This is a genomic window from Nocardioides sp. YJ-D4 (assembly GCF_054031495.1).
The window spans coordinates 1,237,666-1,262,420 of the sequence record NZ_CM132932.1 but is presented as its reverse complement, the minus strand read 5'-3'; the positions used below and the strand labels follow the sequence as shown (position 1 = coordinate 1,262,420).

Genomic DNA, 24,755 nt, shown 5'->3' with positions numbered 1-24,755 from the left:
CTGGCATGCCCACTCTTCGCTCCGCAACCTCGACCTCGGGCCGCAACATGGCGGGTGCCCGCGCGCTGTGGCGCGCGACCGGCATGACCGATGACGACTTCGGCAAGCCGATCATCGCGATCGCCAACTCGTTCACCGAGTTCGTACCTGGCCATGTCCACCTCCGTGACCTCGGCAAGATCGTCGCCGAGAAGATCCAGGAGGCCGGGGGAGTGGCCAAGGAGTTCAACACGATCGCCGTCGACGACGGCATCGCGATGGGCCACGCCGGGATGCTCTACTCGCTGCCGAGCCGTGAGCTGATCGCGGATGCGGTCGAGTACATGGTGGAGGCGCACCGCGCCGACGCGATCGTGTGCATCTCCAACTGCGACAAGATCACCCCCGGCATGCTGCTCGCCAGCCTGCGCCTCAACATCCCGGTCGTCTTCGTCTCCGGCGGCCCGATGGAGGCCGGCAAGACGGTCGCCGTCGAGGGCCTGGTCCACGACAAGCTCGACCTGGTCGACGCGATGGTGCTCTCGGTCAACGAGGCGGTCAGCGACGAGCTGCTCGACACGGTCGAGCGCTCCGCCTGTCCGACCTGCGGCTCCTGCAGCGGCATGTTCACCGCCAACTCGATGAACTGCCTCACCGAGGCCATCGGCCTCAGCCTGCCCGGCAACGGGTCGACGCTGGCCACCCACGCCAAGCGCCGGGCGCTCTTCGAGGAGGCCGGCCGGACGATCGTCGAGCTGTGCCGCCGCTACTACGAGGAGGGCGACGAGTCCGTCCTGCCGCGGAGCATCGCCAACCGGTCCGCGTTCGAGAACGCGGTCGCCCTCGACGTCGCCATGGGCGGCTCGACCAACACCGTCCTGCACCTGCTCGCGGCCGCGCGTGAGGCCGAGCTCGACTTCAACGTGCACGACATCGACGCGATCTCGCGCCGGGTGCCGTGCCTGAGCAAGGTCGCGCCGAACAGCCCGAAGTACCACATGGAGGACGTCCACCGCGCCGGCGGCATCCCTGCCCTGCTCGGCGAGCTGCGCCGTGGTGGCGCGCTCAACGAGGACGTCCACACCATCCACTCCGACACCATCGACGAGTGGCTCGGCACCTGGGACATCCGCGCCGAGAACCCCAGCCAGGAGGCGCTCGACCTCTTCCTCGCCGCACCGGGCGGGGTGCGTACGACCGAGGCGTTCTCCACCGAGAACCTCTGGGCGAGCCTGGACACCGACGCCGCCGAGGGCTGCATCCGCGACTTCGAGCACGCCTACTCCGCGGACGGCGGGCTGGCGATCCTCTCGGGCAACATCGCCCCCGACGGCTGTGTCGTGAAGACCGCCGGGGTCCCCGACGACTGCCTGACCTTCACCGGCACCGCGATCGTCTTCGAGTCCCAGGACGCCGCGGTCGAGGGCATCCTCGCCAAGAAGGTCGAGGCCGGCCACGTCGTGGTGATCCGCTACGAGGGTCCGAAGGGCGGTCCGGGCATGCAGGAGATGCTCTACCCGACCTCGTTCCTCAAGGGCCGCGGTCTGGGCCAGAAGTGCGCGCTGATCACCGACGGCCGTTTCTCCGGCGGCACCAGCGGCCTCTCGATCGGCCATGTCTCCCCGGAGGCGGCCGGCGGCGGCCTGATCGCCCTGGTCGAGGACGGCGACCCGATCTCCATCGACATCCCGAACCGCTCGATCTCCCTCGACGTCGACGACCTGGTCCTCGACCAGCGTCGCGCCGCTCAGGAGAAGCGGGACAAGCCCTACACCCCGGCCGACCGCGACCGGAAGGTCTCCGCGGCGCTGCGGGCGTACGCCTCGATGGCCACCTCCGCCTCCGACGGCGCCTACCGCCTCGTGCCGGAGTAACGGGCGTGGGAAAGGTTCATGCCCGCGTCGAGGGTCGGCTGCGGGAGTTCGTCGATCGTCAGGTCGTCTTCTTCGTAGCCACCGCACCGCTCTCCGACGAGGGCCACGTCAACCTGTCGCCCCGGGGCATCCCGGGCACCTTCGGGATGCTGGACGAGCTCACCTTCGCGTGGCTCGACGGCACCGGGAGCGGCAGCGAGACGATCGCGCACCTGCGTGAGAACGGCCGGATCACGGTGATGTTCTGTGCCTTCGACGGGGCACCGAACATCGTCCGCTTCCACGGGCGCGGCCGGGTCGTGACCCGCTACGACGAGGAGTACGCCGACCTGGCCGGCCGCTTCACGGACCTTCCCGGTGCCAGGGCGGTCGTCGTCGTGGACATCGAGCGGGTCTCCGACTCCTGTGGCTATGCAGTCCCGCTGATGTCGTACGTCGGCGAGCGCGATCTGCTCCCGGCGTACTTCGAGCGCAAGGGGGTCGAGGGTTCGGCCGAATATCGGCGCCGGAAGAACCTGGCCAGTCTCGACGGGCTCCCGGCGTTCGACTTCGACCCGGCATCCGAATAGCCGTCTCAGCAGCTGTCGAAACGGACCGTGGCCGTTCGTGGCATGGGTGAGGGGCCGACACGGCGGCCCACCTGATGCGGGAGTGGTTGCGATGTCGAATCAGAAGTCGGATCGGTGGAAGCGGAATCTGCTGGTCTTCCTCGGCGGCCAGACGGTGTCGTCGTTGGGATCGATGATCGTCGGGTACGCGGTGATGTGGCACCTCACGGTCGAGACCGGGTCTGCCGCGGTGCTGACCCTGAGCGTCGCGGCCGGGATGCTGCCGCAGGCGGTGGTGTCGGTCTTCGGCGGCGTATGGGCCGACCGGCATTCGCGCAAGCTGTTGATCATCGGGGCCGACTCGGCGATCGCGGTGGCGACCTTGGTGCTCGCGCTGCTGATGCTGAGCGGTGTCGGTGACCTGTGGATGATCTTCGTCGCGATGGCGGTCCGCTCGGCGCTGGCCGGAATCCAGGGGCCGGCGGTCAACGCCATGCTCCCGCAGATCGTCCCGGCCGAGCACCTGATGCGGGTCAACGGAGCCCAGCAGACGATCCAGTCGGGGATGATGCTGTTCGCGCCCGCGGTGGCCGCGGCGGTCTACGCGAGCACCGGCATCGTCGCGGTCTTCTTCATCGACGTGGTCACGGCCGTGGCCGGCGTACTCCTGCTGCTGCTGGTGCCGGTGGCGCGGATGGTCCGCTCGACCGAACCGGTGAGCTACTTCGGCGACCTCCTCGCCGGGGTGCGGTACGTCCGGGGGAACGCCTCCGTGCGCTGGGTGATGGGCCTCGTGGCCGTCGTCATGTTCATGGCCGGCGCCCCGGCGCACCTCACGCCGCTGATGATCACGCGCAGCTTCGGCGACGAGGTCTGGATGCTGAGCGTCAACGAGCTGTTCTGGAGCGTCGGGATGGTCGTCGGCGGCGCGCTGATGGCCGTGTTCGGGCCCAAGGTGAAGCGCCGGGTGCGGCTGATGGTGGCCGCCTCGGTCGGTGTCGGGGTGCTCGTCATCGGGCTGGGCGTCTCCACCGACTTCTGGGTGTTCTCGGTCGCCGGCCTGGTGATCTGCATCCTCTTCCAGACGCTGCTGGTGCCCGCCGCGACGGTCCTGCAGGAGCAGGTCGAGGACTCGATGCGCGGCCGGGTGTTCGGGTTCTACGGGATCGTCATGTCGGTGTCGATGCCGGTCTCGATGATCGTCTTCGGGCCGCTCGCGGACAGGTTCGCGGTGGAGTCGGTGATGGTCCTGGCCGGGGTGCTGCTCCTGGGCTGCCTGGTCGGGATGCTCGCCCTCGGCAGTGCCCGGCGCTCGCTCGCCACGGTGGACGCGGCCGCCTCCTGAGTGGCCTCGTGAGCAACGGTCACGGCGGTCGGAGACAATGACCGCCGTGACCGATTTCTCCTATCCCGCAGGTGCTGTCGTCGAAGGTTGGAAGGCGCGGCCGTGGCCCGAGCCGGTGACCCTCGAGGGAAGCTACGTCCGGGTCGCGCCGCTCTCGTCGGCGCAGTACTCGGACCTCTACGCCGCGGTCTGCGGCCCCGGCGACGCGGACCTGTGGACCTACCGGCCGATCACCATGCCGACCTCGCTGCAGGACCTGTGGATGCACCTGGCGGGGCTCGTCGACGCGGCCGACGTCGTGCCGTTCGCGTTCGTCCCGAAGGAGGGCGAGGGAGAGGGCAGGGCGAGCGGTGTCGCGGGCTTCCACGCGATCAACCCGGCGAACGGGAGCATCGAGGTGGGCGGGGTGCTCTTCGGGTCCGCGCTGGCCCGCACCAGGGCGGCGACCGAGGCGATCCACCTGCTCATGCGGCACGCGTTCGACACGCTGGGCTACCGGCGCTTCGAGTGGAAGCTCGACTCGCTCAATGAACCGTCCCGGCGAGCCGCGGAACGACTCGGGTTCAGCTACGAGGGCAGGTTCCGCAACCACATGGTCGTGAAGGGCCGCAACCGCGACACCGACTGGTTCTCGGTCACCGCGGAGGAGTGGCCGGCCGTGCGAGAGGCGCACGAGCGCTGGCTCGCACCGGAGAACTTCGACGAGCAAGGCCGCCAGCTCAGCCGGCTCCGGCCGCAGGTCGGCTAGGGAGCGTCCACCGCCACGACATGGTGGCGCCCCATCGGCAGCATGAGCGGCTTGTCCGAGACCGGGTCCTGGATGATCGTGCTTCGCATGCCGAAGACGTCCCGCACGAGCTCGGGCACCAAGACCTCATGAGGCCGGCCCGCGGAGTGCAGGCGGCCGTCGTGCAGCGCGATGAGATGGTCGGCGTAGCGTGCCGCGAGGTTGAGATCATGCAGCACCATCACGATCGTGGTGCCGGCGCTGCGGTTGAGGTCAGTCAGCAGGTCGAGCACCTCGACCTGGTGGCTGATGTCGAGGAAGGTGGTGGGCTCGTCGAGGAGCAGCACCTCGGTCTCCTGCGCGAGCGCCATCGCGATCCAGACCCGTTGCCGCTGCCCACCGGACAGCTCGTCGACGGTGCGACCCATCAGCTCGACGGTGTCCGTGGCACGAAGCGCAGCGGTCACCGCGCGGTCGTCGGCCTCCGACCATCGCGCCAGAACTCGCTGGTGCGGGTGCCGGCCGCGGCCCACCAGCTCGCCGACGGTGATCCCCTCGGGCGCGATCGGCGACTGCGGCAGCAGACCCATCCGGCGGGCGAGCTGCTTGGCCGGAGTCGCGTGAACCTCCTTGCCGTCCAGCAGCACGCGGCCGGTCCGAGGTGGCAGCAGCCGCGTCATCGAACGAAGCAGCGTCGACTTGCCGCAGGCGTTCGGACCGACGATGGCGGTGACCTCGCCGGGTGCGATGACGAGATCCAGGTCGTGCACGACCTCGCGGTCGCCGTAGCCGAGAGTCAGCTTCTCGATCTCCAGGCGCGGCGGGCCGTCGGGCTGGTCAGCGGGCTGGTTGGTGGTCACAGAGTGCCTCCGACTCGGTTGACACGGACGATGAGGTAGAGGAGATACGGGGCGCCGAGGATGCCGGTGACGACGCCGACCGGCAGCCGGGTCCCGAAGGCGTACTGGCCCGCGAAGTCGGCGACCAGGGTGAGCAGCGCGCCGACCAGAGCCGCCGGAACCAGGAGGGAGCCCCGGGAGCCGACCACCCGGGCGGCGATGGGCCCGGACAGGAGAGCGAGGAACGCGATCGGCCCGGACGCAGCCGTCGCGACGCACACGAGTCCGACCGCGGCGACGATGGTGAGCAGCCGCGTGCGTTCGATGCGTACGCCGAGCGCGGAGGCCGCGTCGTCGCCGAGCTGTGCGGCGGCGAGGGCACGGGTCTGGAGGAGCACGGCGCCGCCCAGCACGACGACCGCCGTGAGGACCACGAGGACGTCGCGCCACAGTGCTCCGTTCAGGCTGCCGGTCAGCCAGCGCAGCGCCTCGGCGAGCTGGAAGTTGGTGGCGCGCTCGAGCTGCCAGGCGATGACGCTCTGCATCATCGCGGCCACGCCGATTCCGATGAGGATCAAGCGTGTGCCGGCAGCGGTGCCGCGCCGATAGGCCAGCAGGTAGATGGTGAGCGCGACGCCCACTCCCGCCGCGACCGCGACCCACGAGACGACGAGGCCGCCGAGCGAGAAGCTCACGATGGCGACGGCCGCGGCCGCGCTCGCGCCCTCGGTGACGCCGATGACGTCGGGGCTCGCGAGCGGGTTGCGCAGCAGGGTCTGGAAGGTGACGCCCGCCAGGCCGAAGGCGATCCCCACCAGCAGGGCGAGGGTGGCTCGGGGCAACCGCAGCCGGCCGACGATGAACTCGGCGCCGCCGGCGTCGTCGCCGAACACGACACCAGTCACCTCGGCGAGTCCGTAGGTGGTCGACCCCAGCATCAGGCTGCCGAGGTAGGCGGCGGCCACGAGTGCCGCCAGAAGGGCGATCAGCTGGCGACGCCGGCGCTCACGGCTCCGCCGTGCCGCAACGACCCGGAGCAGATCTGCGTCGGCGTCGCCGGCGGCCTCGGACCCGATGACGTACGGAGAGAGACTCACAGCTCACGCACCTTGGCCTGGCGGACGACCGCGATGAGGACCGGCGCTCCGACGAGGGCGGTGATGATCCCGACGTCCACCTCGGTCGGAGGGGCGATGACTCGTCCGATGACGTCCGCGACCAGCAGCAGGACGGCGCCGCCCATCATGCTGAAGGGCAGCAGCCAGCGGTGGTCGGTCCCGATCAGGAGCCGGCCGAGGTGCGGCACGACCAGCCCGACGAACGCGATCGGACCGGTGATCGCGGTGGTGGCTCCGGCGAGCGTGACGGCGCCGGCGGCGGCCAGCAGCCTGGTCCGGTTCACGTGCTCGCCCAGGCCGGAGGCGAGGTCGTCACCGAGGCCGAGCATGTTGAGGCCGCGTACGCACCACAGGCACAGCAGGGCGCCGACGAGGAGGAACGGCGCCATCATCCACAGCTTGTCGTCGGTGGCTCCGCCGACGCCGCCGACCTGCCACGAGACCACGTTCTCCGAGATGTCGGGACGCGGGAGGACGACCGCGGTGACGAAGGAGGACAGCGCGGCGGCGGTGGCTGCGCCGGCGAGGGTGAGCTTGAGCGGCGTGGCCCCGCCTCGGCCCAGAGATCCGACCGTCCACACGAACGCCGATGCGAGGGCTGCGCCGAGGATGGCGACCCAGATGTAGCTGGTCGGGGAGACCAGGCCGAACCAGGCGATGCCGCTGACGACGGCCAGCGAGGCGCCCGTGTTGACCCCCAGGATGCCGGGGTCGGCCAGGGGGTTGCGAGTGATGCCCTGCAGCACCAGACCCGATACCGCCAGCGCGGCTCCCGCGACGGCGGCCAGCACCGTACGTGGCACCCGCTTGGCGACGGCGGCCTGCGCGAATCCCTCCGCCTGGCCGGAGATCCCGGCCCAGATGTCGGCCCAGGACACCTCGCGCGAGCCCATGATGATGGAGGTGGCCGAGGCCGCCAGCACTGCCGCGGCGAGCACGAGCAGCGCCAGGCTCCGCGTCCGCCGGGTGCCCCGCATCTGGGCTGCGGGGTCGGCGGGCGCGGAGTCCTGACGGCTGGTGAGAGACGTCGTCATCTCACTTGGTGGTGTACGCAGCTGCGTCGGCCAGCAGGCCGACGTAGTCCTCCGCCAGGGCAGCCACCGACAGCGCGGTCGGGTTGGCAGCCGTGCCCATGGCCTCGGCGCCGTCGAGGGTGACGATCGCCTTGTTCTTCACGGCCGGCAGCTGGGAGAGCACGGGGTCCCCCTCGAGGGCGTCGATGAGCTCCTGGCCGCCATAGGTGATGATGACGTCGACGTCGGCGAGCTCCTCGGCCCGCTCGGCGCTGATCGAGCCGGAGTAGTCGGCGCTGTCGCCGGTGGCCTTGACGATGCTCGGCGCGATCTCCATGCCGATGTCGGTGAGGTACTTGGACCGGGTGTCAGCGGCGCTGTAGAAGTTGATCTCGCTCAGGTCGGCCGGGTCGACGTGGGTCATGAACATGCCGGTCGCGCCCTCGAGCTCGGGCCGCGTCGCCGCGGCGTCGGCGATGGTCTTCTCGAGGTCCGCGACCAGGTCCTTGCCCTCGGACTCCATGCCGAGGCCCTTGGCGTTCTGGAGAATGGAGTCGCGCCACTCGGTCGCCCACGGGTCGTCCGGGTAGGCGACCACCGGGGCGATCTCGCTGAGGGTCTTGTAGTCATCCTTGGTCAGGCCCGAGTAGCCGGCGAGAATGACGTCGGGATCCGTGCCCGCGACGGCCTCGAAGTCGTAGCCATCGGTCTCGTCGAACAGCACGGGCGTCTCCGCGCCGAGCTCCTTCAGCTTGTCCTCGGTCCACTGCTGGACGCCATCGCCGTCGTCGTCGCCCCAGGTCATCTTCGACATGCCCACCGGCACGATGCCCAGCGCGAGCGGGACCTCCTGGTTGGCGAAGTCGACGGTGGCCACCCGCTCGGGCTTCTCCTCGATGACCGTCTCGCCGAAGGCGTGCTGCACGGTGACCGGCTTCCAGCCGTCGCCAGCGGCGCTCTTCGAAGAATCCTTGGCGTCAGATCCACACGCTGCCAAGCCTGCCGCGACCGCGATCAGTGCGACGGGCACCGCCGCCTTCCGTGCGATGAACATCTCGTCCCGCTTTCTGTTATTAGGTAAGGCGTACCTTACTAGAAGCCTTTACTCTACGCGGGATTGCGTACCTGTTCTCCGCTCCTGAGCCGATGTGCCGGTGGCTGGAGCGCAGCAGTCTGGGGGCATCGAGAAGCCCAACAGATTGGACACGAGCAATGAGCATCAACGAGACGGTGGCAACCCTCGCCGTGACCGGCGACAACTGGGGTCCGTGGCGCGAGAACGGGCCATGGCAGGACGGGGGAGGGCCGCCGGCGTTCTGGCCGATCTTCCCGATCCTGTGGTTCCTGGTGATCGCGGCGATCATCACCGCGGTCGTCCTCTACAACCGCAAGCGGGTGGCCGAAGGGCCGCGGCGCGCGGGCGAGGCCAGGCTGGCCGAGAGGTACGCCGCGGGCGAGATCGACGAGAACGAGTACCGGGCTCGCCGTGACGTTCTGCGCGAGAAGCCGGGCCGAACGAAGGAGGCCTGACGACCTCCGCTGGTCCATGGCAGTGTGGCTGTCATGGACCAGCGCATCAGCTTCATCACCCTGGCCGTCGCCGACGTGGCGGCGAGCCGGGCGTTCTATGTCGACGGGCTCGGCTGGACTCCCGAGATGGAGGCGGACGGCGTGCTCATGATCCGCGTCGGTGAGCACGTCATCCTCTCGCTGTGGGACCGGGGCGAGTTCGAGGAGGAGGTCGGCACGATCGCCGTCGCCGACGGCGTCGCGCCGTTCACCCTCGCCCACAACGTCGCCACCCGCGAGGAGGTCGACGGCGTCCTGGAGCTCGCCCGGTCGCTCGGGCGTGAGGCCTCGACCGCCGGGGAGCGGGTCTGGGGCGGCTACACGGGCTACTTCGCCGACCCCGACGGCGTGCGCTGGGAGATCGCCTACAACCCGGGCCCGGTCGGGCAGACCGTGCTGCCCTGACCCTCAGCCCGCGAACCCGGGCAGATACTCCTCGAGGATCTCCCGGAACGGCGCCTCCGCGTTGAGCTGCGCCAGCACCCCGAGACCACCGAGCCAGACCCGGTGGATGAGCAGGTAGGACGGCGGCAGATTGAGCTTGAGGCCGACCGTGTAGGCGGGATCCTTGGGGTCGTTGATCCGCTTGAACTCCTCGCGCATCCACTCTCGGGTGAACCGGAAGCGCTCCTCCAGAGCCGGGGTCACGAACGGCGCCAGGTAGTCGAGCACGTGCTGTGGCTCGACCTTGATGCCCTCGCGGATGAAGCCCACGTCGCGCAGGCCCGCGACCAGGGCGTCCGCGTCGCCGGTCGCGGCGATCCGGATCAGCCGCCCCATCGGCTCGGGGAAGCCCCGCTCCGGGAGCCGTGCGGCGAGCCCGAAGTCGAGCACGGCCATACGGCCGTCGGGAAGGACTCGGAAGTTGCCGGGGTGCGGGTCGGCGTGGAGCATCCCGGTCAGCCCGGGCGCGGAGAACCAGAACCGGGCGAGCAGCTCGCCGTAGTGGTCGCGCTCCTCGGGAGTGCCCTCGGCGATCACCTTCGCGATCGAGCCCTCCGACTCCACCCACTCGGTGACGAGCACCGAGGGGCCCACGGCGACGACATCGGGTACGTCGATGAGGGGATGGGAGGCGTACGCCTCGGCGAAGACGTGCTGGGCCTCAGCCTCCTTCGGGTAGTCGAGCTCCTCGACGACCCGCTCCTGCAGCTCGGCGACCAGCGCCTTGACGTCCATCCCGGGAACCACCGCGTTGCCGATCGCCGCGACCCGGCCGATCTGGCGCAGGTCGGCGCGCAATGCTTCGTCGGCGCCCGGATACTGCACCTTCACCGCGACCTCGCGACCATCCGCCCACCGGCCGCGATGCACCTGCCCGATCGAGGCCGAGGCCGCGGGCTCGTCGGAGAGCTCGATCAGCTGCTCGGACCAGTCGGGTCCGAGGTCGCGGGCCAGCAGGCCGCGTACGATCCCGGTCGGCATCGGGGGAGCGGAGTCCTGGAGCCGGGTGAGCTGGGCGCGGTAGTGGGCCGCCTGCGACTCCGGCAGCGCCGCCTCCATCACCGAGAGCATCTGCCCGAACTTCATCGCGCCACCCTTGAGCTCGCCCAGGGTGCGGAACAGCTGGTCGGCCGTACGCTGATGCACGTCGGCCAGCACCGCCTCGGCGGGCTTGCCCCCGATCCGCTTCCCGAGCCCGAGAGCCTTGCGCCCGGCGTACCCCATCGGCAGTGCGGCCAGCTTCGCCGTCCGTGTCGCCGCTCGCCGCGGCAACCCCTTCGACGACCCCTCCGCGTCACTCATGAGGCCAGTGTGCCTGTCGGCTGCAACTTGCGCACCGCGAAGTAGCCTTCCCGCATGACCTCTGAGCTGACGATCGTGACCCCGCTCGACCCCGCCGGGGAGGACCCGTTCGGCTGGTTGGAGGAGGTCGAGGGGGTCGAGGCGCTGGCCTGGGTCCGGGCCCGCAACGACGAGGCGCACGTGAGCGTCGGCGCCGATCCCGTCTTCGCCAAGATCGAGGCGCAGATCCTCGAGGTCCTCGACTCCGACGACCGGGTGCCCGAGGTCTCGCGCCTCGGCGCGCATCTCTACAACTTCTGGCGCGACGCCGACCACGAGCGTGGCATCTGGCGACGCACCACGCCGGAGTCCTACCGCACCGACGATCCCGAGTGGGAGATCCTGCTCGACCTCGACGCGCTCGCCGAGGAGGAGGGCGAGAGCTGGGTCTGGCACGGCGCCTCGGTGCTCCGCCCCGAGCCCGGCGAGCCGTGGCGCAAGGTGCTCGTCGACCTCTCACCGGGCGGCTCGGACGCCGACGTCACCAGGGAGTTCGACCTCGTCGAGAAGGCGTTCGTCGCGCCTGCGGATGGTGGCTTCACCCGTGCCGTCGAGCAGGGCGGCGCCAAGGGCGCGCTCTCCTGGTGCGGCCCCGACGCGGTCTACGTCTACACCGACTTCGGTCCGGGATCGCTCACGCCGAGCGGCTACCCGCGGATCGTGAAGCTGTGGCGCCGCGGCACCCCGTTCGAGGACGCGGCGGTGGTCTACGAGGGCACCGACGAGGACATGTACATCTCCGCCCGCCGCATCCACACCCCCGGCTTCGAGCGCGACCTGGTCAGCCGCTCGATCGCGTTCTACAAGTCCGAGACGTACGTCGCCACCGACCCCGGCACCCCCGAGCAGACCCTCACCAAGCTCGACATCCCCGACTCGGCCGAGGCCGGCTTCCACCGCGAGTGGCTGGTCATCGAGCTGCGCGAGGAGTGGACGGTCGCCGGAGCGACGTACGCCGCCGGCTCGCTGCTCGCGACCGACGCGGAGCGGTTCCTGGCCGGTGAGCGCGACCTGACCGTGCTCTTCGAGCCCACCGCGAAGACCTCTCTCGCCGGGGCGACCTGGACCCGCAACCACCTCGTCCTCAACGTATTCGAGGACGTCAAGAACCAGCTGCATGTGCTGACCCCCTCGCCCTCCGGCGAGTGGAGGCGCTCGGAGTTCCCCGTGACCGACCCGGTGGCCGCCGTCGGCACCCGTGCCGTCGACGCGGTCGAGTCCGACGAGGTCTGGGTCGTCACCAGCGGCTACCTGACCCCCACGACGTACGGGCTGACCGAGATCGGCGCGGAGACGATCGAGCCGCTCAAGTCGGCGCCGGCCTGGTTCGACACCGAGGGGCTCCGCGCCGAGCAGCGTTTCGCGACCTCGGCGGACGGCACCCGGATCCCCTACTTCATCGTCGGCGCCGAGGCTGCCCTCGCCGGCGGCGGTCGACCGGCGCCGACGCTGCTCTACGGCTACGGCGGCTTCGAGATCCCGATGACGCCGGGCTACTCCGCCGGTGTCGGCCGGTCCTGGCTCAGCGAGGGCGGTGTCTACGCCGTCGCCAACATCCGCGGGGGAGGGGAGTACGGCCCGGCCTGGCATCAGGCGGCGTTGAAGGAGAACCGGCACAAGGCGTACGAGGACTTCGCCGCGGTCGCCCGCCACCTCGCCGAGACCGGTGTGACCGACGCCCAGCACCTCGGGATCCAGGGTGGCTCCAACGGCGGGCTGCTGACCGGCAACATGCTCACCCTCTACCCCGAGCTGTTCGGCGCGGTCGTGATCCAGGTGCCGCTGCTGGACATGAAGCGCTACTCGCATCTTCTCGCCGGAGCGAGCTGGATGGCCGAGTACGGCGACCCGGACGTCCCGGAGGAGTGGGAGTACATCCGGACCTTCTCGCCCTACCACCTGCTGGACGCCGCCAGGACCTACCCGCCCGTCCTGCTCACCACCTCCACCAAGGACGACCGCGTCCACCCCGGCCACGCCCGCAAGATGGCCGCGCTCCTGGCCGCGACCGGCAAGGACGTCACCTACTACGAGAACATCGAGGGCGGCCACGGCGGCGCTGCCAACAACGCCCAGTCAGCCCATCTCTCCGCCTTCGCGTGGACCTTCCTGCGCGAGCGGCTCGGACTGGTCTGAGAGCTCCAGGACCACGACCGGAGTGGGGTGCGAGCGGCGGGCGGCGAAGTCGTCCAGCTCACCCCACCCGTCGTCGGAGGCGGCGAGCACCTTCCACAGCCGCTCCCGGTCGGGCCCGGTGGCCTCGCGGGCGCGAACCCGCTGCCGGCCGTCGACGGTCTCGACGACGGCATCGGGGTGCGCCAGCAGGTTGAGCCACCAGGCGGGCGGCGGGTCGGCCCAGCCGTTCATCGCCAACGTGACGTAGCTCGACCCGTCGGGGACGTAGGACACGATCACCGAGCGCTCCTGTCCGGTGCGGCGCCCGACCGTCGTCAGCCGCAGCATGCCGGCCCGGTCGGCGCGTGGGCGGCGCAGGAAGCGGGCTCCGCCAGCGGCGTACAACCGGCGGTGGAACCACCACGCGGCGCGGATGAACCAGCGTGGCGGTAGCCACGGGGACTTCTGCTTCTCGTCGGTCGACATCGTTGCCTCCATGGGGCAGTCAGACCCGAGAACCTTGTGTCCGGCCAGCGTATCGACGGCCGCGGGCCGGTCGCCTCGGTGAGAACCCTGAGATCCGCAACCGAACGACTGACAGATACTGGGACGGTGATCTCAGATCATGGGACGCGCGATAGGGTGTGGTGACACGGCGCGACACATGGGGTTAACGTGTGGGCATGCTGAACAGCATTCTCGTACTTATCAGGCGCGTCGCCTAGGAGCCACTGGCCCCAGACGACGCGTCTCCCTCCGTTGCCCGCCGGGCCGGAGGGTTTTTTGTTGCACAAGCAGCCCACCACGAGATCCCATGAGTAGAAGCTCCGATGAGTAGGACGGCGGACATGAGCGAGCAGATGACAGGCGCACAGAGCCTGATCAAGTCGCTGGAAGCAGCGGGAGCCGAGAACATCTTCGGCATTCCGGGAGGAGCGATCCTTCCGGCGTACGACCCGCTGATGGACTCGAAGATCCGCCACATTCTCGTACGTCATGAGCAGGGCGCCGGCCACGCCGCACAAGGCTACGCCGCCGCGACCGGCAAGGTCGGGGTCTGCATGGCGACCAGCGGCCCGGGCGCGACCAACCTGGTCACCCCGCTCGCCGACGCCAACATGGACTCCGTGCCGATGGTGGCCATCACCGGCCAGGTCGGCGCGGCGATGATCGGCACCGACGCCTTCCAGGAGGCGGACATCCGCGGCATCACGATGCCGGTCACCAAGCACAGCTTCCTCATCACCGACCCCGCGGAGATCCCGCTGCGGGTCGCTGAGGCCTTCCACCTCGCCTCCTCCGGGAGGCCGGGTCCGGTCCTCGTCGACGTCACCAAGTCGGCGTTGCAGGCCACCACCACCTACCGGTGGCCGACCGAGCTCCACCTGCCGGGCTACCGCCCGGTGACCAGGCCGCACGCCAAGCAGATCCGCGAGGCGGCGCGCCTGATGCTGGAGGCCAAGAAGCCGGTCCTGTACGTCGGTGGCGGCACCATCCGCTCCGGCGCCCACCGCGAGCTGCTGCAGCTGGCCACGCTCACCGGGATCCCGGTGGTGACCACCCTGATGGCGCGCGGCGCCTTCCCCGACTCCCACCCGCAGCACCTCGGGATGCCGGGTATGCACGGCACCGTCCCCGCCGTCGCCGGCCTGCAGAAGTCGGACCTGATCATCAGCCTCGGCGCCCGCTTCGACGACCGCGTCACCGGCAACCTGGACTCCTTCGCCCCCAACGCCAAGGTGATCCACGCCGACATCGACCCGGCCGAGATCGGCAAGAACCGCTACGCCGACGTCCCGATCGTGGGCGACGTGCGTGAGGTCCTCACCGACCTGATCGCAGTCCTCACCGCCGAGAAGGAAGCCGGCAAGGAGGGCGACTACGAGGGTTGGGTCGCGTTCATGGCCGGGATCAAGAAGGCGTACCCGCTCGGCTACGACCTCCCCGCCGAGGGCCTCTCCCCGCAGTACGTCATCGAGCGGCTCGGCAAGATCTCCGGCGAGGAGACGATCTTCACCGCCGGCGTCGGCCAGCACCAGATGTGGGCCGCGCAGTTCATCGGTTACGAGCACCCCAACACCTGGATCAACTCCGGCGGCCTCGGCACGATGGGCTACTCCGTCCCGGCCGCGATGGGCGCGAAGGTCGGGTGCCCGGACTCCACGGTGTGGTCGATCGACGGCGACGGCTGCTTCCAGATGACCAACCAGGAGCTGGCCACCTGCGCGATCGAGGGGATCCCGATCAAGGTCGCGATCATCAACAACGACAACCTCGGCATGGTGCGCCAGTGGCAGACGCTCTTCTACGGCGAGCGCTACTCCAACACCAACCTGCAGTCCCACGGCCAGCCCAAGCGCATCCCTGACTTCCCCAAGCTGGCCGAGGCCATGGGCTGCGTCGGCCTGGCCTGCGACTCTGCCGACGACGTCGACGCCACCATCGAGAAGGCCATGGAGATCAACGACATGCCCGTCGTCGTCGACTTCCGGGTCAACAAGGACGCCATGGTGTGGCCGATGGTCGCCGCCGGCTCCTCCAACGACGAGATCCAGTACGCGCGCGACCTCGCGCCCGAGTTCGACGAGGACGACCTGTGATGAGCATTCAGCCCGTGAAGACCGGCGGCAAGCACACGCTGAGCGTCCTGGTCGAGAACAAGCCCGGCGTCCTGGCCCGCGTGGCCGCGCTCTTCTCGCGTCGCGGCTTCAACATCGAGTCTCTCGCGGTCGGTCCGACCGAGCACGACGAGCTCTCCCGCATGACGGTCGTGGTCAATCTCGAGAACACCCCCCTCGAGCAGGTCACCAAGCAGCTCAACAAGCTGGTCGAGGTGATCAAGATCGTCGAGCTCGAGCCTGAGACGCGCGTCCAGCGCGCCCTCATGCTGGTCAAGATCACCGCCACCACGGAGACCCGCAGCCAGGTGCTCGACACCATCCAGCTCTTCCGGGCGAAGGTCGTCGACGTGTCCACCGACACGGTCATCGTCCAGCTCGCCGGCAACACCGGGAAGCTCAACGACTTCCTCCGGGTCATCGAGCCCTTCGGCATCCGTGAGCTCTCCCAGTCCGGCATGGTCGGCATGGGCCGCGGCTCCCGGTCGATCTCCGAGCGCAGCCTGCGATCCGTGGCTGTGCCCGCTCCGCCTTCCGCGGTCTGAAACCCCTATCAAACACAACTAAAGGAGAAGCCCTCGTGGCTGAGATTTTCTACGACGACGACGCCGACCTCGCGCTGATCCAGGCGAAGAAGGTTGCCGTCATCGGCTACGGCAGCCAGGGCCACGCCCACGCGCTCAACCTGCGTGACTCCGGTGTGGACGTGCGCATCGGCCTGCAGCCCGGTTCGAAGTCGACCCCCAAGGCCGAGGAGGAGGGCTTCAAGGTCCTCGCGCCGGCCGACGCCGCGGCCGAGGCCGACGTGATCGTCATCCTCGCCCCCGACCAGCACCAGCGTGGTCTCTACAACGACCAGCTCGCGCCCCACGTGACCGCCGGCAAGACCCTCGTCTTCGGGCACGGCTTCAACGTGCGTTTCGGCTACATCAAGGCGCCCGAGGGCGTCGACGTGATCCTGGTCGCCCCGAAGGCCCCGGGCCACACCGTCCGTCGTGAGTACGTCGCCGGCCGAGGCATCCCGGACATCATCGCCGTGGAGCAGGACGCCTCCGGCTCCGCGTGGGACCTCGCGAAGTCGTACGCCAAGGGCATCGGTGGCACCCGCGCCGGCGTCATCAAGACGACCTTCACCGAGGAGACCGAGACCGACCTCTTCGGCGAGCAGGCCGTCCTCTGCGGCGGTGTTTCCCACCTGGTCCAGGCCGGGTTCGAGACGCTCACCGAGGCCGGCTACCAGCCCGAGATCGCCTACTTCGAGGTGCTCCACGAGCTCAAGCTCATCGTGGACCTGATGTGGGAGGGCGGCATCGCCAAGCAGCGCTGGTCGATCTCCGACACTGCTGAGTACGGCGACTACGTCTCCGGCCCGCGCGTCATCGGCCCGCAGGTCAAGGAGACCATGCAGCAGGTGCTCGCCGAGATCCAGGACGGCTCCTTCGCCGCCCGCTTCATCGCCGACCAGGACAACGGTGCGGCCGAGTTCCAGAAGCTGCGCGAGGAGGAGGCCGGTCACCCGATCGAGGCCACCGGCAAGGCCCTGCGCGCCCACTTCTCGTGGAGCCAGTCCGACGACGACTACACCGAGGGTTCAGCCGCCCGCTGACAAGGTGCCGAGTCGGCACAAACTGACAGAAAACCAAGCCGAGTCGGCGCGTTCTAACGCGCCGACTCGGCTGGATTTTGTGGTCAGATTGCGCCGACTCGACGGGTTATTTGACCTCGGACTTGAGGACCAGGCGGAGGCCGACGAGCATCGGAACCACGAGCCAGATCAGGCCCGCGACGCCCAGCTGGGCCCACATCTTGTCGGTCATCTCGGAGTAGAGGTTCATCGTCGCCCAGTTGAGGTCGAACCAGGTGGCGTGCTCGGCCCACCAGGTGTTGGTCGAGGCGAGCGCCGAGGAGACGCCGGGGAGGACGAGGGCGTAGACGAAGTACGCCACGATCGCACCCGGCGAGCTGCGGAAGACCGTGCCGAGCATGAAGCCCATGAACATGCCGATCTCGCTGGCCAGGGTCACCTGGGCGAGCTCGGTGAACGAGATGTTCCACACCGGGTCGAGGTCCATGACGGCTGCCACGCCGAGGTAGCCGAGCGCCCCGACGGCCGCCGCTACCGCGATGGCGACGACGCCGACCACGGCGGTGACCAGGGCCTTCGCGGCGATGACGCGGCCGCGGCCGGGCACCAGGGTGAAGGTGGTCAGTGCGCTGCGGGCGCTCCATTCGCTGGTGACTGCCAGCACTGCGATCATCGGCAGGACCACCGACATCGGCATGCCCCAGGCGCTGGCGAAGCCCTCGTAGTCGAGGTTGTCGGCGTCGACGAAGATGATCGTCACCGCGGTCGCGGCCAGCGAGAGCACGACCAGGCTGGCCATCAGCCAGAACCCTGAGCGGGTGTCGAACATCTTGCGCAGCTCGACGCCGGCGATCCGGCCGAAGGGGATCGGGGCGGGCACGGCCCGCTCGCGGCGGCGTACTGCCTCGGGGTTGCGTCCGGCCGGCGTGGCCGGCTCAGGGGCGAGGGTCGTGGTGGTCATGCTGCATTCCCTTCGGGAGTCTCGAGGTGGTCGCGCTGGGTCTCGGCGGTGAGCTGGAGGAACATCTCCTCCAGGCCGGCGCCGTCGGCGGCGCGGAGCTCGGTCAGCACCAGCCCGGTGTCGAAGGCGATCTGGCCGACGGTGGTGAGGTCGGCGTCGCTGAGGACCGCCCCCTCGGTGGTGAGCTCGGCGGTGTGGCCGGCCCGCTGGAGGGCCCGGCCGAGCGAGGTGGGGTCGCTGGAGCGGGCGTACGTCTCGCCGCTGGTGAGCAGCTCCTGCTTGGTGCCCTGCGCCACGATCCGGCCGTTGCCGATCACCACGATGTCATCGGCGATCACCTCGATCTCGTGCAGCAGGTGCGAGGAGAGCAGCACGGTGCCGCCGTCGTCGGCGAAGCCGCGCAGCAGGTCGCGCATCCAGCGGATGCCGGCCGGGTCGAGGCCGTTGGCCGGCTCGTCGAGGATCAGCACCTCGGGGTCGCCGATCAGAGCCGTCGCGATGCCGAGCCGCTGCCGCATCCCGAGTGAGTAGTTGCGTACGCGACGACCGGCCTCCTCCTCGGTCAGGCTGACCCGGTCGAGGGTCTCGGCGACGCTGGACTTCGGCAGCCCCATGGTGCGGGCGGCCAGGGTGAGGATCTCGCGGCCGGTGCGCCCGCCGTGCTGGGCGGAGGCGTCCAGCAGCACGCCGACCTCGCGACCGGGGTTGGGCAGCTGGGAGAAGTGGCGGCCCAGCAGGTGGGCGCTGCCGGAGGACGGATCGGTGAGTCCGACCAGGATGCGCATGGTCGTGGACTTACCGGCGCCGTTGGGGCCGAGGAAGCCGGTCACCCGACCGGGCTCGGCGGTGAAGGTCACGTTGTCGACGGCCGTGAACCTGCCGTACCTCTTGGAGAGGGCATCGATCTGGATCATGCTCCGAGCCTGGTGCCAGGCGACCCCCGGGCGCGTCGGGCAGATCCCTGGCGGGTGCCTGGACCTTCCCCTGATCTCCCCTGAGACCGTCTCGGGGTAGATCGGTCCACTGTGGAATGTTTCGTACCGGACGAAACGTTCTCAGGGCATGCGTATTGATGTCTGGTCCGACGTTGTCTGTCCCTGGTGCTACATCGGCAAGCGCCACCTCGAGGAAGCCCTGGAGCGCTTCGAGCACAGCGACGACGTCGAGATCTTCTACCACTCCTTCGAGCTCGACCCGACCGCGCCGCAGGTGCCCGTCGAGACCACGGTCGAGGCCCTGGCAAAGAAGTTCGGCGCCTCCGTCGACCAGGCCCGCGAGATGATGAAGCAGGCCAACGTGCCCGCCGCCGCGGCCGGTCTCGAGTTCCGTCACGAGGACACCCCGCACGCGCGCACCATCGACGCTCACCGGCTGCTCCATCTGGCCAAGGCCGAGGGCAAGCAGGCCGTGCTCAAGGAGGAGCTGCTCGCTGCGTACTTCACCCGCGGTGAGTCGATGGGCGACCACGCCGTCCTGAAGCAGGCTGCGGTGAACGTCGGTCTCGACGCCCGCCGGGTGGACGAGGTCCTCGCGGGCGACGAGTTCGCCGGCGACGTGCAGGCTGACATCGACCAGGCCCGCGCCTACGGGGCGACCGGGGTGCCGTTCTACGTCGTGGAGGGGAAGTACGGCGTCTCAGGCGCCCAGCCGACCGACCTGTTCAGCCAACTCCTGGAGAAGGTGCACGCCGAGACCAAGCCGGCGCTCACGCTCGTCGGCGAGGGCGACGCCTGCGGTCCCGACGGCTACGCGATCTGAGCCGCCGGGCCGGAACGGTCTAGCGCTTGGTGGCGAGCAGGACGCTGGTGTCGGCGGCGACCATGACCTCGACGGTGGTGAAGCGCTCGTCGGTGAGCCAGGACTCGCGCAGGCTGTCGACGCGGCCGTAGACGATCGGCGGCCACAGGTCGGTCGGGATGAGGTCGTCGATGACGACGATGCCGCCCTCCTCGACCAGGTCGGAGAGCTGGTCGGGGGAGACCCCGCCGGGGGTCTCGGCGTCGAGGAAGAGCAGCGCGAACGGGCCCCGGTCGCGCAGGATGCCCCAGTCGGCGGCGATGACCTCGACCTGCGCGTCGTCCGCGAAGATCTCGGCGGCCTCCTTGGCGAGGTGCTCGTCGAGCTCGGCGGAGACGATCTGGGCGGCCTGGCCGCGTACGCCGCTTCGCAACCACGCGGTGCCGACACCGCAACCGGTGCCGAACTCCGCCATCGTGCCGCTCCGGGTGGCCGCCAGAGTCGCCAGCAGCCGCCCGGTCTCGTTGCGGCAGAACGACACATAGCCCGCGCGACGGGAGACGTCGAAGGCGCGGGTCACGATGTCCGGAAGCTCTGGGGGTGCACTCACAGGGCCAGTCTTCCCGATATCGCGTGTGAGCGCGCGCACGGGTGTCTCGGATGGCGGACCATTCGTCCAGATCTGCTCTCTGGAAGCGTCTCCCGGGTTAACGTCAGAACACCATGCGGAGCATTTTTCTCGTACTCGAGTGCCGCGACGGGGCCCGGCGGTAACGACCGCAGGAGAAGCCACCTCGTCGCGGTGGCTTCCGTCTTCTAAAGACCCCGGCTTCTCTCCCACACCCTCTGTTGACCCGAAGTGTGAAGGAAGAAGCCATGTACGCGATGTACCCCGAAAGCCCTGAGTACCGCGAGTGGGGGCCGGCGAGCCACAACCCGGACAACCCGCACAGCGTCGAGAACACCATCGCTGCGGTGCAGCAGGCGCTCGACCTGCGGGACAACGGCGGCCAGCTGCCCGACGACAACTAGTCTCGCCGTATGTCTACGACCAACCTCGCAGTGATCCCCGGCGACGGCATCGGACCGGAGGTGACCGCCGAGGCGCTGAAGGTGCTCGAGATCGCCTCTCCGGTGAAGTTCGAGCAGACCCGCTACGACCTCGGCGCCGAGCGCTATCTCGCCACCGGTGAGGTGCTCCCCGAGTCCGTTCTCGCCGAGATCAAGGAGCAGGACGCCATCCTGCTCGGCGCGATCGGCGGCAAGCCGAACGACCCGAACCTGCCTCCCGGCATCCTGGAGCGCGGGCTGCTGCTCAAGCTCCGTTTCGAGCTCGACCACTACGTCAACCTGCGCCCGTCGCGGCTCTTCCCGGGGGCGATCTCCCCGCTGTCGCCGGCCGTGCTCGACAAGGGAGAGATCGACTTCGTCGTGGTGCGCGAGGGCACCGAGGGCCTCTACACCGGCAACGGTGGCGCGATGCGGGTCGGAACCCCGCACGAGGTCGCCACCGAGACCTCGGTCAACACCGCCTACGGCGTGGAGCGGGTCGTACGCGACGCCTTCGCTCGTGCCCAGGCGCGCCCGCGCAAGAAGCTGACCCTGGTCCACAAGACCAACGTGCTCGTCAACGCCGGCTCGCTGTGGTGGCGGATCACCCAGCAGGTCGCCGAGGAGTTCCCCGACGTCACCGTGGACTACCTCCACATCGACGCGGTGATGATCTTCCTGGCCACCGACCCGGCCCGCTTCGACGTGATCGTCACCGACAACATCTTCGGCGACATCATCACCGACCTCGCCGCTGCCATCACCGGCGGCATCGGCCTGGCCGCCTCCGGCAACATCAACTCCTCCCGGGAGTTCCCCTCGATGTTCGAGCCGGTCCACGGCTCCGCCCCCGACATCGCCGGCCAGCAGAAGGCGGACCCCACCGCGGCCATCCTGTCCGGGGCCCTTCTGCTCGAGCACCTCGGTCACCCCGAGGCTGCCGCCGCCATCGACGCCGCCGTGCTCGCCGATCTCTCCGAGCGCGGCACCGAGCCACGTACGACCTCCGAGGTCGGCGACGCGATCGCCGCCCGCGTAGCCGGCTAGCCGCTCATCCCCGAAGGGGCCGGGCGCAGAGTTTCTGCGCCCGGCCCTTCGTCTGTCCTCATCACTTACGTTTCGACCGCAGAACAGGACTAATCTCATGGTCATGGAGATCAGCACCACATTGTCGACCCAACCGGCCACCGACAAGCAGCTCGCGGAGGTCCTGGCGAACCCAGGCTTCGGCAACCATTTCACCGATCACATGCTCACCGTCGAGTGGACGCCCGAACAGGGCTGGCACAACGGTCGCATCGAGGCGTACGCACCGCTCAGCCTGGACCCGTCGGCAGCTGTGCTGCACTACGCCCAGGAGATCTTCGAGGGGATGAAGGCCTACCGGCACGCCGACGGCTCGATCTGGTCGTTCCGGCCCGAGGCCAACGCCGCCCGGATGGCCCGCTCCAGCGAGCGGCTCGCGCTGCCCGTCCTCGAGATCGAGGACTTTGTGCAGACCGTCTTCGACCTGGTCAAGGTCGACCAGCGCTGGGTGCCCGAGGCCTCGGAGAGCGATGAGAAGAGCCTCTACCTGCGGCCCTTCATGTTCGCCTCGGAGTCGTTCCTCGGCGTGCGCCCGGCCCAGCACGTGACCTACATGGTCATCGCCTCGCCCGCCGGCTCCTACTTCAAGGGCGGCGTGAAGCCGGTGCGGATCTGGCTCACCGAGGACTACACCCGCGCCGGCCGCGGCGGCATGGGCGCGGCCAAGACCGGCGGCAACTACGCCTCCTCACTGGTCGCCCAGGCCGAGGCCTCGGCCAACGGCTGCGACCAGGTGGTCTTCCTGGACGCGCAGGAGGGCAAGTACGTCGAGGAGCTCGGCGGCATGAACCTCTACTTCGTCCACGCCGACGGCCGGATCGTCACTCCCGAGACCGGCACGATCCTCGAGGGGATCACGCGCGCCTCCATCATCGAGCTCGCGGGCAAGCTGGGCTACACCGTCGAGGAGCGCAAGTTCGCCATCGACGAGTGGAAGTCCGGCGTCGAGTCCGGCGAGATCACCGAGGTCTTCGCCTGCGGCACCGCCGCCGTCGTCACCCCGGTCGGTGAGCTCGTCCACAACGGCGGCTCCATCGCCTCCGCCGGTGAGGGCGAGGTCTGGAAGACCATCCGCAAGCAGCTCGTCGACATCCAGTTCGGCCGGGCCGAGGACACCTTCGGCTGGATGCGCAAGATCGTCTAGCCCAGCCGTCACGTACGCAGGCCGAGGCGTCACTCCCGCGAATCGACATGGCAGATCGGTGCCATGTCGGCCGACGGGAGAGACGCCTCGGCCGACGTACCTGACGTCTGGGCGGGGTGTCGGCTGCGGCGGATAAGGTTTGTCTCGTGACGACAGCCCCTCGCCGTCTCCCGGCGACCCAACGGGACACCGTTGGTGACTACGACCTGCTCTCCCTGCTGGGCCAGGGCGGGATGGGGCGGGTCCATCTGGCCAGCCACCGCACGAGCGGTGAGCGAGTGGCGCTGAAGGTGCTGCGTACCCAGTTCGTGGGGGATGAGGAGGGCCGCCATCGGCTCGCGCGCGAGGTCTCCTCGCTGCAGCGGGTGCGGAGCAGGTGGGTGGCCGGAGTGGTCGGCGCAGACCCGTGGGGTGAGGTGCCGTGGCTGGCGACCCGCTACGTGCCGGGGCCGACGCTGCACGACAAGATCATCAACGAGGGGCCGTTGTCGCGCGACGACGTCGAGCAGCTGGCCAGCGACCTGGCCGAAGGCATCGCCGACTGCCACGCCGTCGGCGTCCTCCACCGTGACATCAAGCCGGCCAACATCATCGTCGAGGGGCGCACCCCGATCCTGATCGACTTCGGGCTCGCCCGCGTCGCCGACGACCCGAAGATCACCGTGACCGGTCTGCTGATCGGCACCCCCGGCTACCTTCCGCCCGAGATCGCGGTCGGCGACCCGGCCACCCCGGCCTCGGACGTGCACTCGTGGGCCTCCGTGGTGGCGTACGCAGCGACCGGCCGCCCGCCCTTCGGCGAGGGCAACTCGATGAAGCTGATGGACCGCGCCCGGCGCGGTGAGCACGACCTCGAGGGGGTGCCGCAGCCGCTGCGCGGGCTGCTCGGCCAGGCGCTGTCGCCCGACCCCGCGGACCGCCCGACGCTGGACGAGGTGCGCGAGTGGCTGCGTTCGCCGCGCCGGCCGTTCGTGCACCGGCCGGTGGAGCAGCTCTCGCTGAGCGACCGGGCCGAGCGCGAGAAGGCCACCACGCCGGCCGCGCCGTTCACCCCGATCCAGAAGCTCGGCCCGCGCCAGGACAGCGGCCTGGAGAAGCTGCGCCGGGGTGCCGTCTGGCTCGGCCTGCTCGCCTTCGCCGTCGGCGTCATCGCTGCGTTCCCGAGCGTCGGCTTCTGGGCCGTGCTCGGCGCGGCGTGGCTGATCCGAGCCGGCACGCTTGCCGCCGGCGATCTGCGCCGGTGGCGGTGGTACCGCGGTCGCAAGTGGCACGACGCGCCCCGACTGCTGATCGGCGCTCCCTGGCGCCTGGTCCGTTCGCTCCCGAAGACGTTCGTGGTCGGGGTGTGGGGCTTCGGGTTCGTGGTGGCGGCGGTGCTGATCGGCTTCGCCCTGCAGCTCTCCCTCGAGGCGACGCTGGGCTTCGCCGGCCTGGCGTTCGTCGGCGCGCTGTGGACCGGCTCCGGGCGCGACCGGCTGCGTGACCCGGTGACCAAGGCGGTCCACCGGATCTCGGCGCGATGGGTGCCGTGGATCCTCGGGTTCGCCGTGGTCATCACCCTGGCGCTCTTCCCGATCCAGACCCTCGCCGACGAGGGCTCGCAGTTCTCCGGCGGCGACGAGCCGTGGTGGGTCGAGCTCCTCGGCTGGTGAGACGCCCGTC

24 protein-coding genes are annotated in these 24,755 nt (G+C 69.6%); 15 read left to right on the top strand and 9 right to left on the bottom strand.

All coding sequences use genetic code 11. From position 1 onward, the window contains the following. Positions 1-5 precede the first annotated feature (5 nt). The 4 genes from ilvD to ACW14X_RS06025 all read left to right on the top strand — a co-directional run bounded on the left by ilvD (position 6) and on the right by ACW14X_RS06025 (position 4,494). Positions 6-1,853, top strand: coding sequence for a dihydroxy-acid dehydratase (gene ilvD / locus ACW14X_RS06040; protein WP_160024604.1), 1,848 nt, complete (start codon positions 6-8; stop codon positions 1,851-1,853). Between the two features lie 5 nt (positions 1,854-1,858). Next, the gene (locus tag ACW14X_RS06035) at positions 1,859-2,422 is read left to right on the top strand and encodes a pyridoxamine 5'-phosphate oxidase family protein (RefSeq protein WP_350837490.1); all 564 of its coding nucleotides are present in this window, start codon (positions 1,859-1,861) and stop codon (positions 2,420-2,422) included. 91 nt (positions 2,423-2,513) lie between these two features. Further along, complete coding sequence (locus ACW14X_RS06030) at positions 2,514-3,746, top strand: MFS transporter (protein ID WP_457165024.1); 1,233 nt, start codon at positions 2,514-2,516, stop codon at positions 3,744-3,746. A 46-nt stretch (positions 3,747-3,792) separates the two neighbouring features. Beyond that, complete coding sequence (locus ACW14X_RS06025) at positions 3,793-4,494, top strand: GNAT family N-acetyltransferase (RefSeq protein WP_457165023.1); 702 nt, start codon at positions 3,793-3,795, stop codon at positions 4,492-4,494. Here ACW14X_RS06025 and ACW14X_RS06020 read toward each other — a convergent pair. Genes ACW14X_RS06020 through ACW14X_RS06005 form a run of 4 tightly spaced genes read right to left on the bottom strand, consistent with a single transcriptional unit; the run spans position 4,491 to position 8,497 of the window. Next, on the bottom strand, positions 4,491-5,333 hold the full coding sequence (locus ACW14X_RS06020) for an ABC transporter ATP-binding protein (protein WP_457165022.1): 843 nt from the start codon (positions 5,331-5,333) through the stop codon (positions 4,491-4,493). The genes ACW14X_RS06025 and ACW14X_RS06020 overlap by 4 nt on opposite strands. Further along, on the bottom strand, positions 5,330-6,409 hold the full coding sequence (locus ACW14X_RS06015; protein ID WP_457165021.1) for a FecCD family ABC transporter permease: 1,080 nt from the start codon (positions 6,407-6,409) through the stop codon (positions 5,330-5,332). Before ACW14X_RS06015 ends, ACW14X_RS06020 begins: the two co-directional genes overlap by 4 nt. Further along, positions 6,406-7,464: a FecCD family ABC transporter permease gene (locus ACW14X_RS06010; protein WP_457165020.1), complete on the bottom strand. Its 1,059-nt coding sequence runs from the start codon at positions 7,462-7,464 to the stop codon at positions 6,406-6,408. Before ACW14X_RS06010 ends, ACW14X_RS06015 begins: the two co-directional genes overlap by 4 nt. A gap of 1 nt (position 7,465) precedes the next feature. Further along, positions 7,466-8,497, bottom strand: a complete 1,032-nt coding sequence (locus ACW14X_RS06005; RefSeq protein ID WP_457165019.1) for an ABC transporter substrate-binding protein — start codon at positions 8,495-8,497, stop codon at positions 7,466-7,468. A gap of 158 nt (positions 8,498-8,655) precedes the next feature. Here ACW14X_RS06005 and ACW14X_RS06000 point away from each other — a divergent pair, with 158 nt between their 5' ends. Then, positions 8,656-8,973, top strand: a complete 318-nt coding sequence (locus ACW14X_RS06000) for an SHOCT domain-containing protein (protein WP_160024597.1) — start codon at positions 8,656-8,658, stop codon at positions 8,971-8,973. A 33-nt stretch (positions 8,974-9,006) separates the two neighbouring features. Further along, positions 9,007-9,417 carry a VOC family protein gene (locus ACW14X_RS05995; RefSeq protein ID WP_160024596.1) on the top strand — a complete coding sequence of 137 codons (411 nt, stop codon included), beginning with the start codon at positions 9,007-9,009 and terminating at the stop codon, positions 9,415-9,417. Positions 9,418-9,420: 3 nt separating this feature from the next. Here ACW14X_RS05995 and ACW14X_RS05990 read toward each other — a convergent pair whose 3' ends face one another. Further along, positions 9,421-10,758 (bottom strand): ABC1 kinase family protein, encoded by a 1,338-nt coding sequence (locus ACW14X_RS05990; RefSeq protein WP_457165018.1) that lies wholly within the window; start codon positions 10,756-10,758, stop codon positions 9,421-9,423. A gap of 54 nt (positions 10,759-10,812) precedes the next feature. On the opposite strand from ACW14X_RS05990, the gene ACW14X_RS05985 reads away from it, so the two are divergent. Further along, positions 10,813-12,933, top strand: coding sequence for a prolyl oligopeptidase family serine peptidase (locus ACW14X_RS05985; protein WP_457165017.1), 2,121 nt, complete (start codon positions 10,813-10,815; stop codon positions 12,931-12,933). Here the strand turns inward: ACW14X_RS05985 and ACW14X_RS05980 are convergent. Further along, on the bottom strand, positions 12,874-13,398 hold the full coding sequence (locus tag ACW14X_RS05980; protein ID WP_350837507.1) for a nitroreductase/quinone reductase family protein: 525 nt from the start codon (positions 13,396-13,398) through the stop codon (positions 12,874-12,876). The two genes, ACW14X_RS05985 and ACW14X_RS05980, sit on opposite strands and share 60 nt — an antisense overlap. A gap of 362 nt (positions 13,399-13,760) precedes the next feature. On the opposite strand from ACW14X_RS05980, the gene ACW14X_RS05975 reads away from it, so the two are divergent. Genes ACW14X_RS05975 through ilvC form a run of 3 tightly spaced genes read left to right on the top strand, consistent with a single transcriptional unit; the run spans position 13,761 to position 17,136 of the window. After that, positions 13,761-15,512, top strand: coding sequence for an acetolactate synthase large subunit (locus ACW14X_RS05975; RefSeq protein WP_160024592.1), 1,752 nt, complete (start codon positions 13,761-13,763; stop codon positions 15,510-15,512). Continuing rightward, positions 15,512-16,075 (top strand): acetolactate synthase small subunit, encoded by a 564-nt coding sequence (gene ilvN, locus ACW14X_RS05970; protein WP_141792540.1) that lies wholly within the window; start codon positions 15,512-15,514, stop codon positions 16,073-16,075. Before ACW14X_RS05975 ends, ilvN begins: the two co-directional genes overlap by 1 nt. Before the next feature lie 35 nt (positions 16,076-16,110). Next, positions 16,111-17,136 (top strand): ketol-acid reductoisomerase, encoded by a 1,026-nt coding sequence (gene ilvC / locus ACW14X_RS05965; RefSeq protein WP_160024591.1) that lies wholly within the window; start codon positions 16,111-16,113, stop codon positions 17,134-17,136. Between the two features lie 106 nt (positions 17,137-17,242). Here ilvC and ACW14X_RS05960 read toward each other — a convergent pair whose 3' ends face one another. Beyond that, entirely contained in the window at positions 17,243-18,076 is an 834-nt protein-coding gene (locus ACW14X_RS05960; protein ID WP_160024590.1) for an ABC transporter permease subunit, read from the bottom strand. Further along, entirely contained in the window at positions 18,073-18,990 is a 918-nt protein-coding gene (locus ACW14X_RS05955; RefSeq protein ID WP_160024589.1) for an ABC transporter ATP-binding protein, read from the bottom strand. The genes ACW14X_RS05960 and ACW14X_RS05955 overlap by 4 nt, the downstream gene beginning before the upstream one ends. A 148-nt stretch (positions 18,991-19,138) precedes the next feature. Between ACW14X_RS05955 and ACW14X_RS05950 the strand changes: the two genes are divergently transcribed. After that, on the top strand, positions 19,139-19,834 hold the full coding sequence (locus ACW14X_RS05950) for a DsbA family oxidoreductase (protein ID WP_457165016.1): 696 nt from the start codon (positions 19,139-19,141) through the stop codon (positions 19,832-19,834). A 19-nt stretch (positions 19,835-19,853) separates the two neighbouring features. Here ACW14X_RS05950 and ACW14X_RS05945 read toward each other — a convergent pair whose 3' ends face one another. Continuing rightward, complete coding sequence (locus ACW14X_RS05945) at positions 19,854-20,423, bottom strand: O-methyltransferase (protein WP_160024584.1); 570 nt, start codon at positions 20,421-20,423, stop codon at positions 19,854-19,856. Positions 20,424-20,689: 266 nt separating this feature from the next. On the opposite strand from ACW14X_RS05945, the gene ACW14X_RS05940 reads away from it, so the two are divergent. From ACW14X_RS05940 to ACW14X_RS05925, 4 genes are all read left to right on the top strand, one after another. Further along, complete coding sequence (locus ACW14X_RS05940; RefSeq protein WP_160024583.1) at positions 20,690-20,845, top strand: hypothetical protein; 156 nt, start codon at positions 20,690-20,692, stop codon at positions 20,843-20,845. 9 nt (positions 20,846-20,854) lie between these two features. Continuing rightward, complete coding sequence (locus ACW14X_RS05935; RefSeq protein WP_160024582.1) at positions 20,855-21,910, top strand: 3-isopropylmalate dehydrogenase; 1,056 nt, start codon at positions 20,855-20,857, stop codon at positions 21,908-21,910. Between the two features lie 103 nt (positions 21,911-22,013). Further along, positions 22,014-23,093: a branched-chain amino acid aminotransferase gene (locus ACW14X_RS05930; RefSeq protein ID WP_400469547.1), complete on the top strand. Its 1,080-nt coding sequence runs from the start codon at positions 22,014-22,016 to the stop codon at positions 23,091-23,093. Positions 23,094-23,239: 146 nt separating this feature from the next. Further along, entirely contained in the window at positions 23,240-24,745 is a 1,506-nt protein-coding gene (locus tag ACW14X_RS05925) for a protein kinase domain-containing protein (protein ID WP_457165015.1), read from the top strand. The last annotated feature ends 10 nt before the right edge of the window (positions 24,746-24,755 follow it).

What these genes read in the sequence shown, in the direction of transcription:
- ACW14X_RS05950 (WP_457165016.1), top strand. Translation starts at nt 19,139, where the DNA reads ATGCGTATTGATGTCTGGTCCGACGTTGTCTGTCCCTGGTGCTACATC.
- ACW14X_RS06010 (WP_457165020.1), bottom strand. Translation starts at nt 7,464, where the DNA reads ATGACGACGTCTCTCACCAGCCGTCAGGACTCCGCGCCCGCCGACCCC.
- ACW14X_RS06000 (WP_160024597.1), top strand. Translation starts at nt 8,656, where the DNA reads ATGAGCATCAACGAGACGGTGGCAACCCTCGCCGTGACCGGCGACAAC.
- ilvN (WP_141792540.1), top strand. Translation starts at nt 15,512, where the DNA reads ATGAGCATTCAGCCCGTGAAGACCGGCGGCAAGCACACGCTGAGCGTC.
- ACW14X_RS05995 (WP_160024596.1), top strand. Translation starts at nt 9,007, where the DNA reads ATGGACCAGCGCATCAGCTTCATCACCCTGGCCGTCGCCGACGTGGCG.
- ACW14X_RS05955 (WP_160024589.1), bottom strand. Translation starts at nt 18,990, where the DNA reads ATGATCCAGATCGATGCCCTCTCCAAGAGGTACGGCAGGTTCACGGCC.
- ACW14X_RS05940 (WP_160024583.1), top strand. Translation starts at nt 20,690, where the DNA reads ATGTACGCGATGTACCCCGAAAGCCCTGAGTACCGCGAGTGGGGGCCG.
- ACW14X_RS05975 (WP_160024592.1), top strand. Translation starts at nt 13,761, where the DNA reads ATGAGCGAGCAGATGACAGGCGCACAGAGCCTGATCAAGTCGCTGGAA.
- ACW14X_RS06005 (WP_457165019.1), bottom strand. Translation starts at nt 8,497, where the DNA reads ATGTTCATCGCACGGAAGGCGGCGGTGCCCGTCGCACTGATCGCGGTC.
- ACW14X_RS06030 (WP_457165024.1), top strand. Translation starts at nt 2,514, where the DNA reads ATGTCGAATCAGAAGTCGGATCGGTGGAAGCGGAATCTGCTGGTCTTC.
- ACW14X_RS05935 (WP_160024582.1), top strand. Translation starts at nt 20,855, where the DNA reads ATGTCTACGACCAACCTCGCAGTGATCCCCGGCGACGGCATCGGACCG.
- ACW14X_RS05930 (WP_400469547.1), top strand. Translation starts at nt 22,014, where the DNA reads ATGGAGATCAGCACCACATTGTCGACCCAACCGGCCACCGACAAGCAG.
- ACW14X_RS05985 (WP_457165017.1), top strand. Translation starts at nt 10,813, where the DNA reads ATGACCTCTGAGCTGACGATCGTGACCCCGCTCGACCCCGCCGGGGAG.
- ilvD (WP_160024604.1), top strand. Translation starts at nt 6, where the DNA reads ATGCCCACTCTTCGCTCCGCAACCTCGACCTCGGGCCGCAACATGGCG.
- ACW14X_RS05960 (WP_160024590.1), bottom strand. Translation starts at nt 18,076, where the DNA reads ATGACCACCACGACCCTCGCCCCTGAGCCGGCCACGCCGGCCGGACGC.
- ACW14X_RS05980 (WP_350837507.1), bottom strand. Translation starts at nt 13,398, where the DNA reads ATGTCGACCGACGAGAAGCAGAAGTCCCCGTGGCTACCGCCACGCTGG.
- ACW14X_RS05990 (WP_457165018.1), bottom strand. Translation starts at nt 10,758, where the DNA reads ATGAGTGACGCGGAGGGGTCGTCGAAGGGGTTGCCGCGGCGAGCGGCG.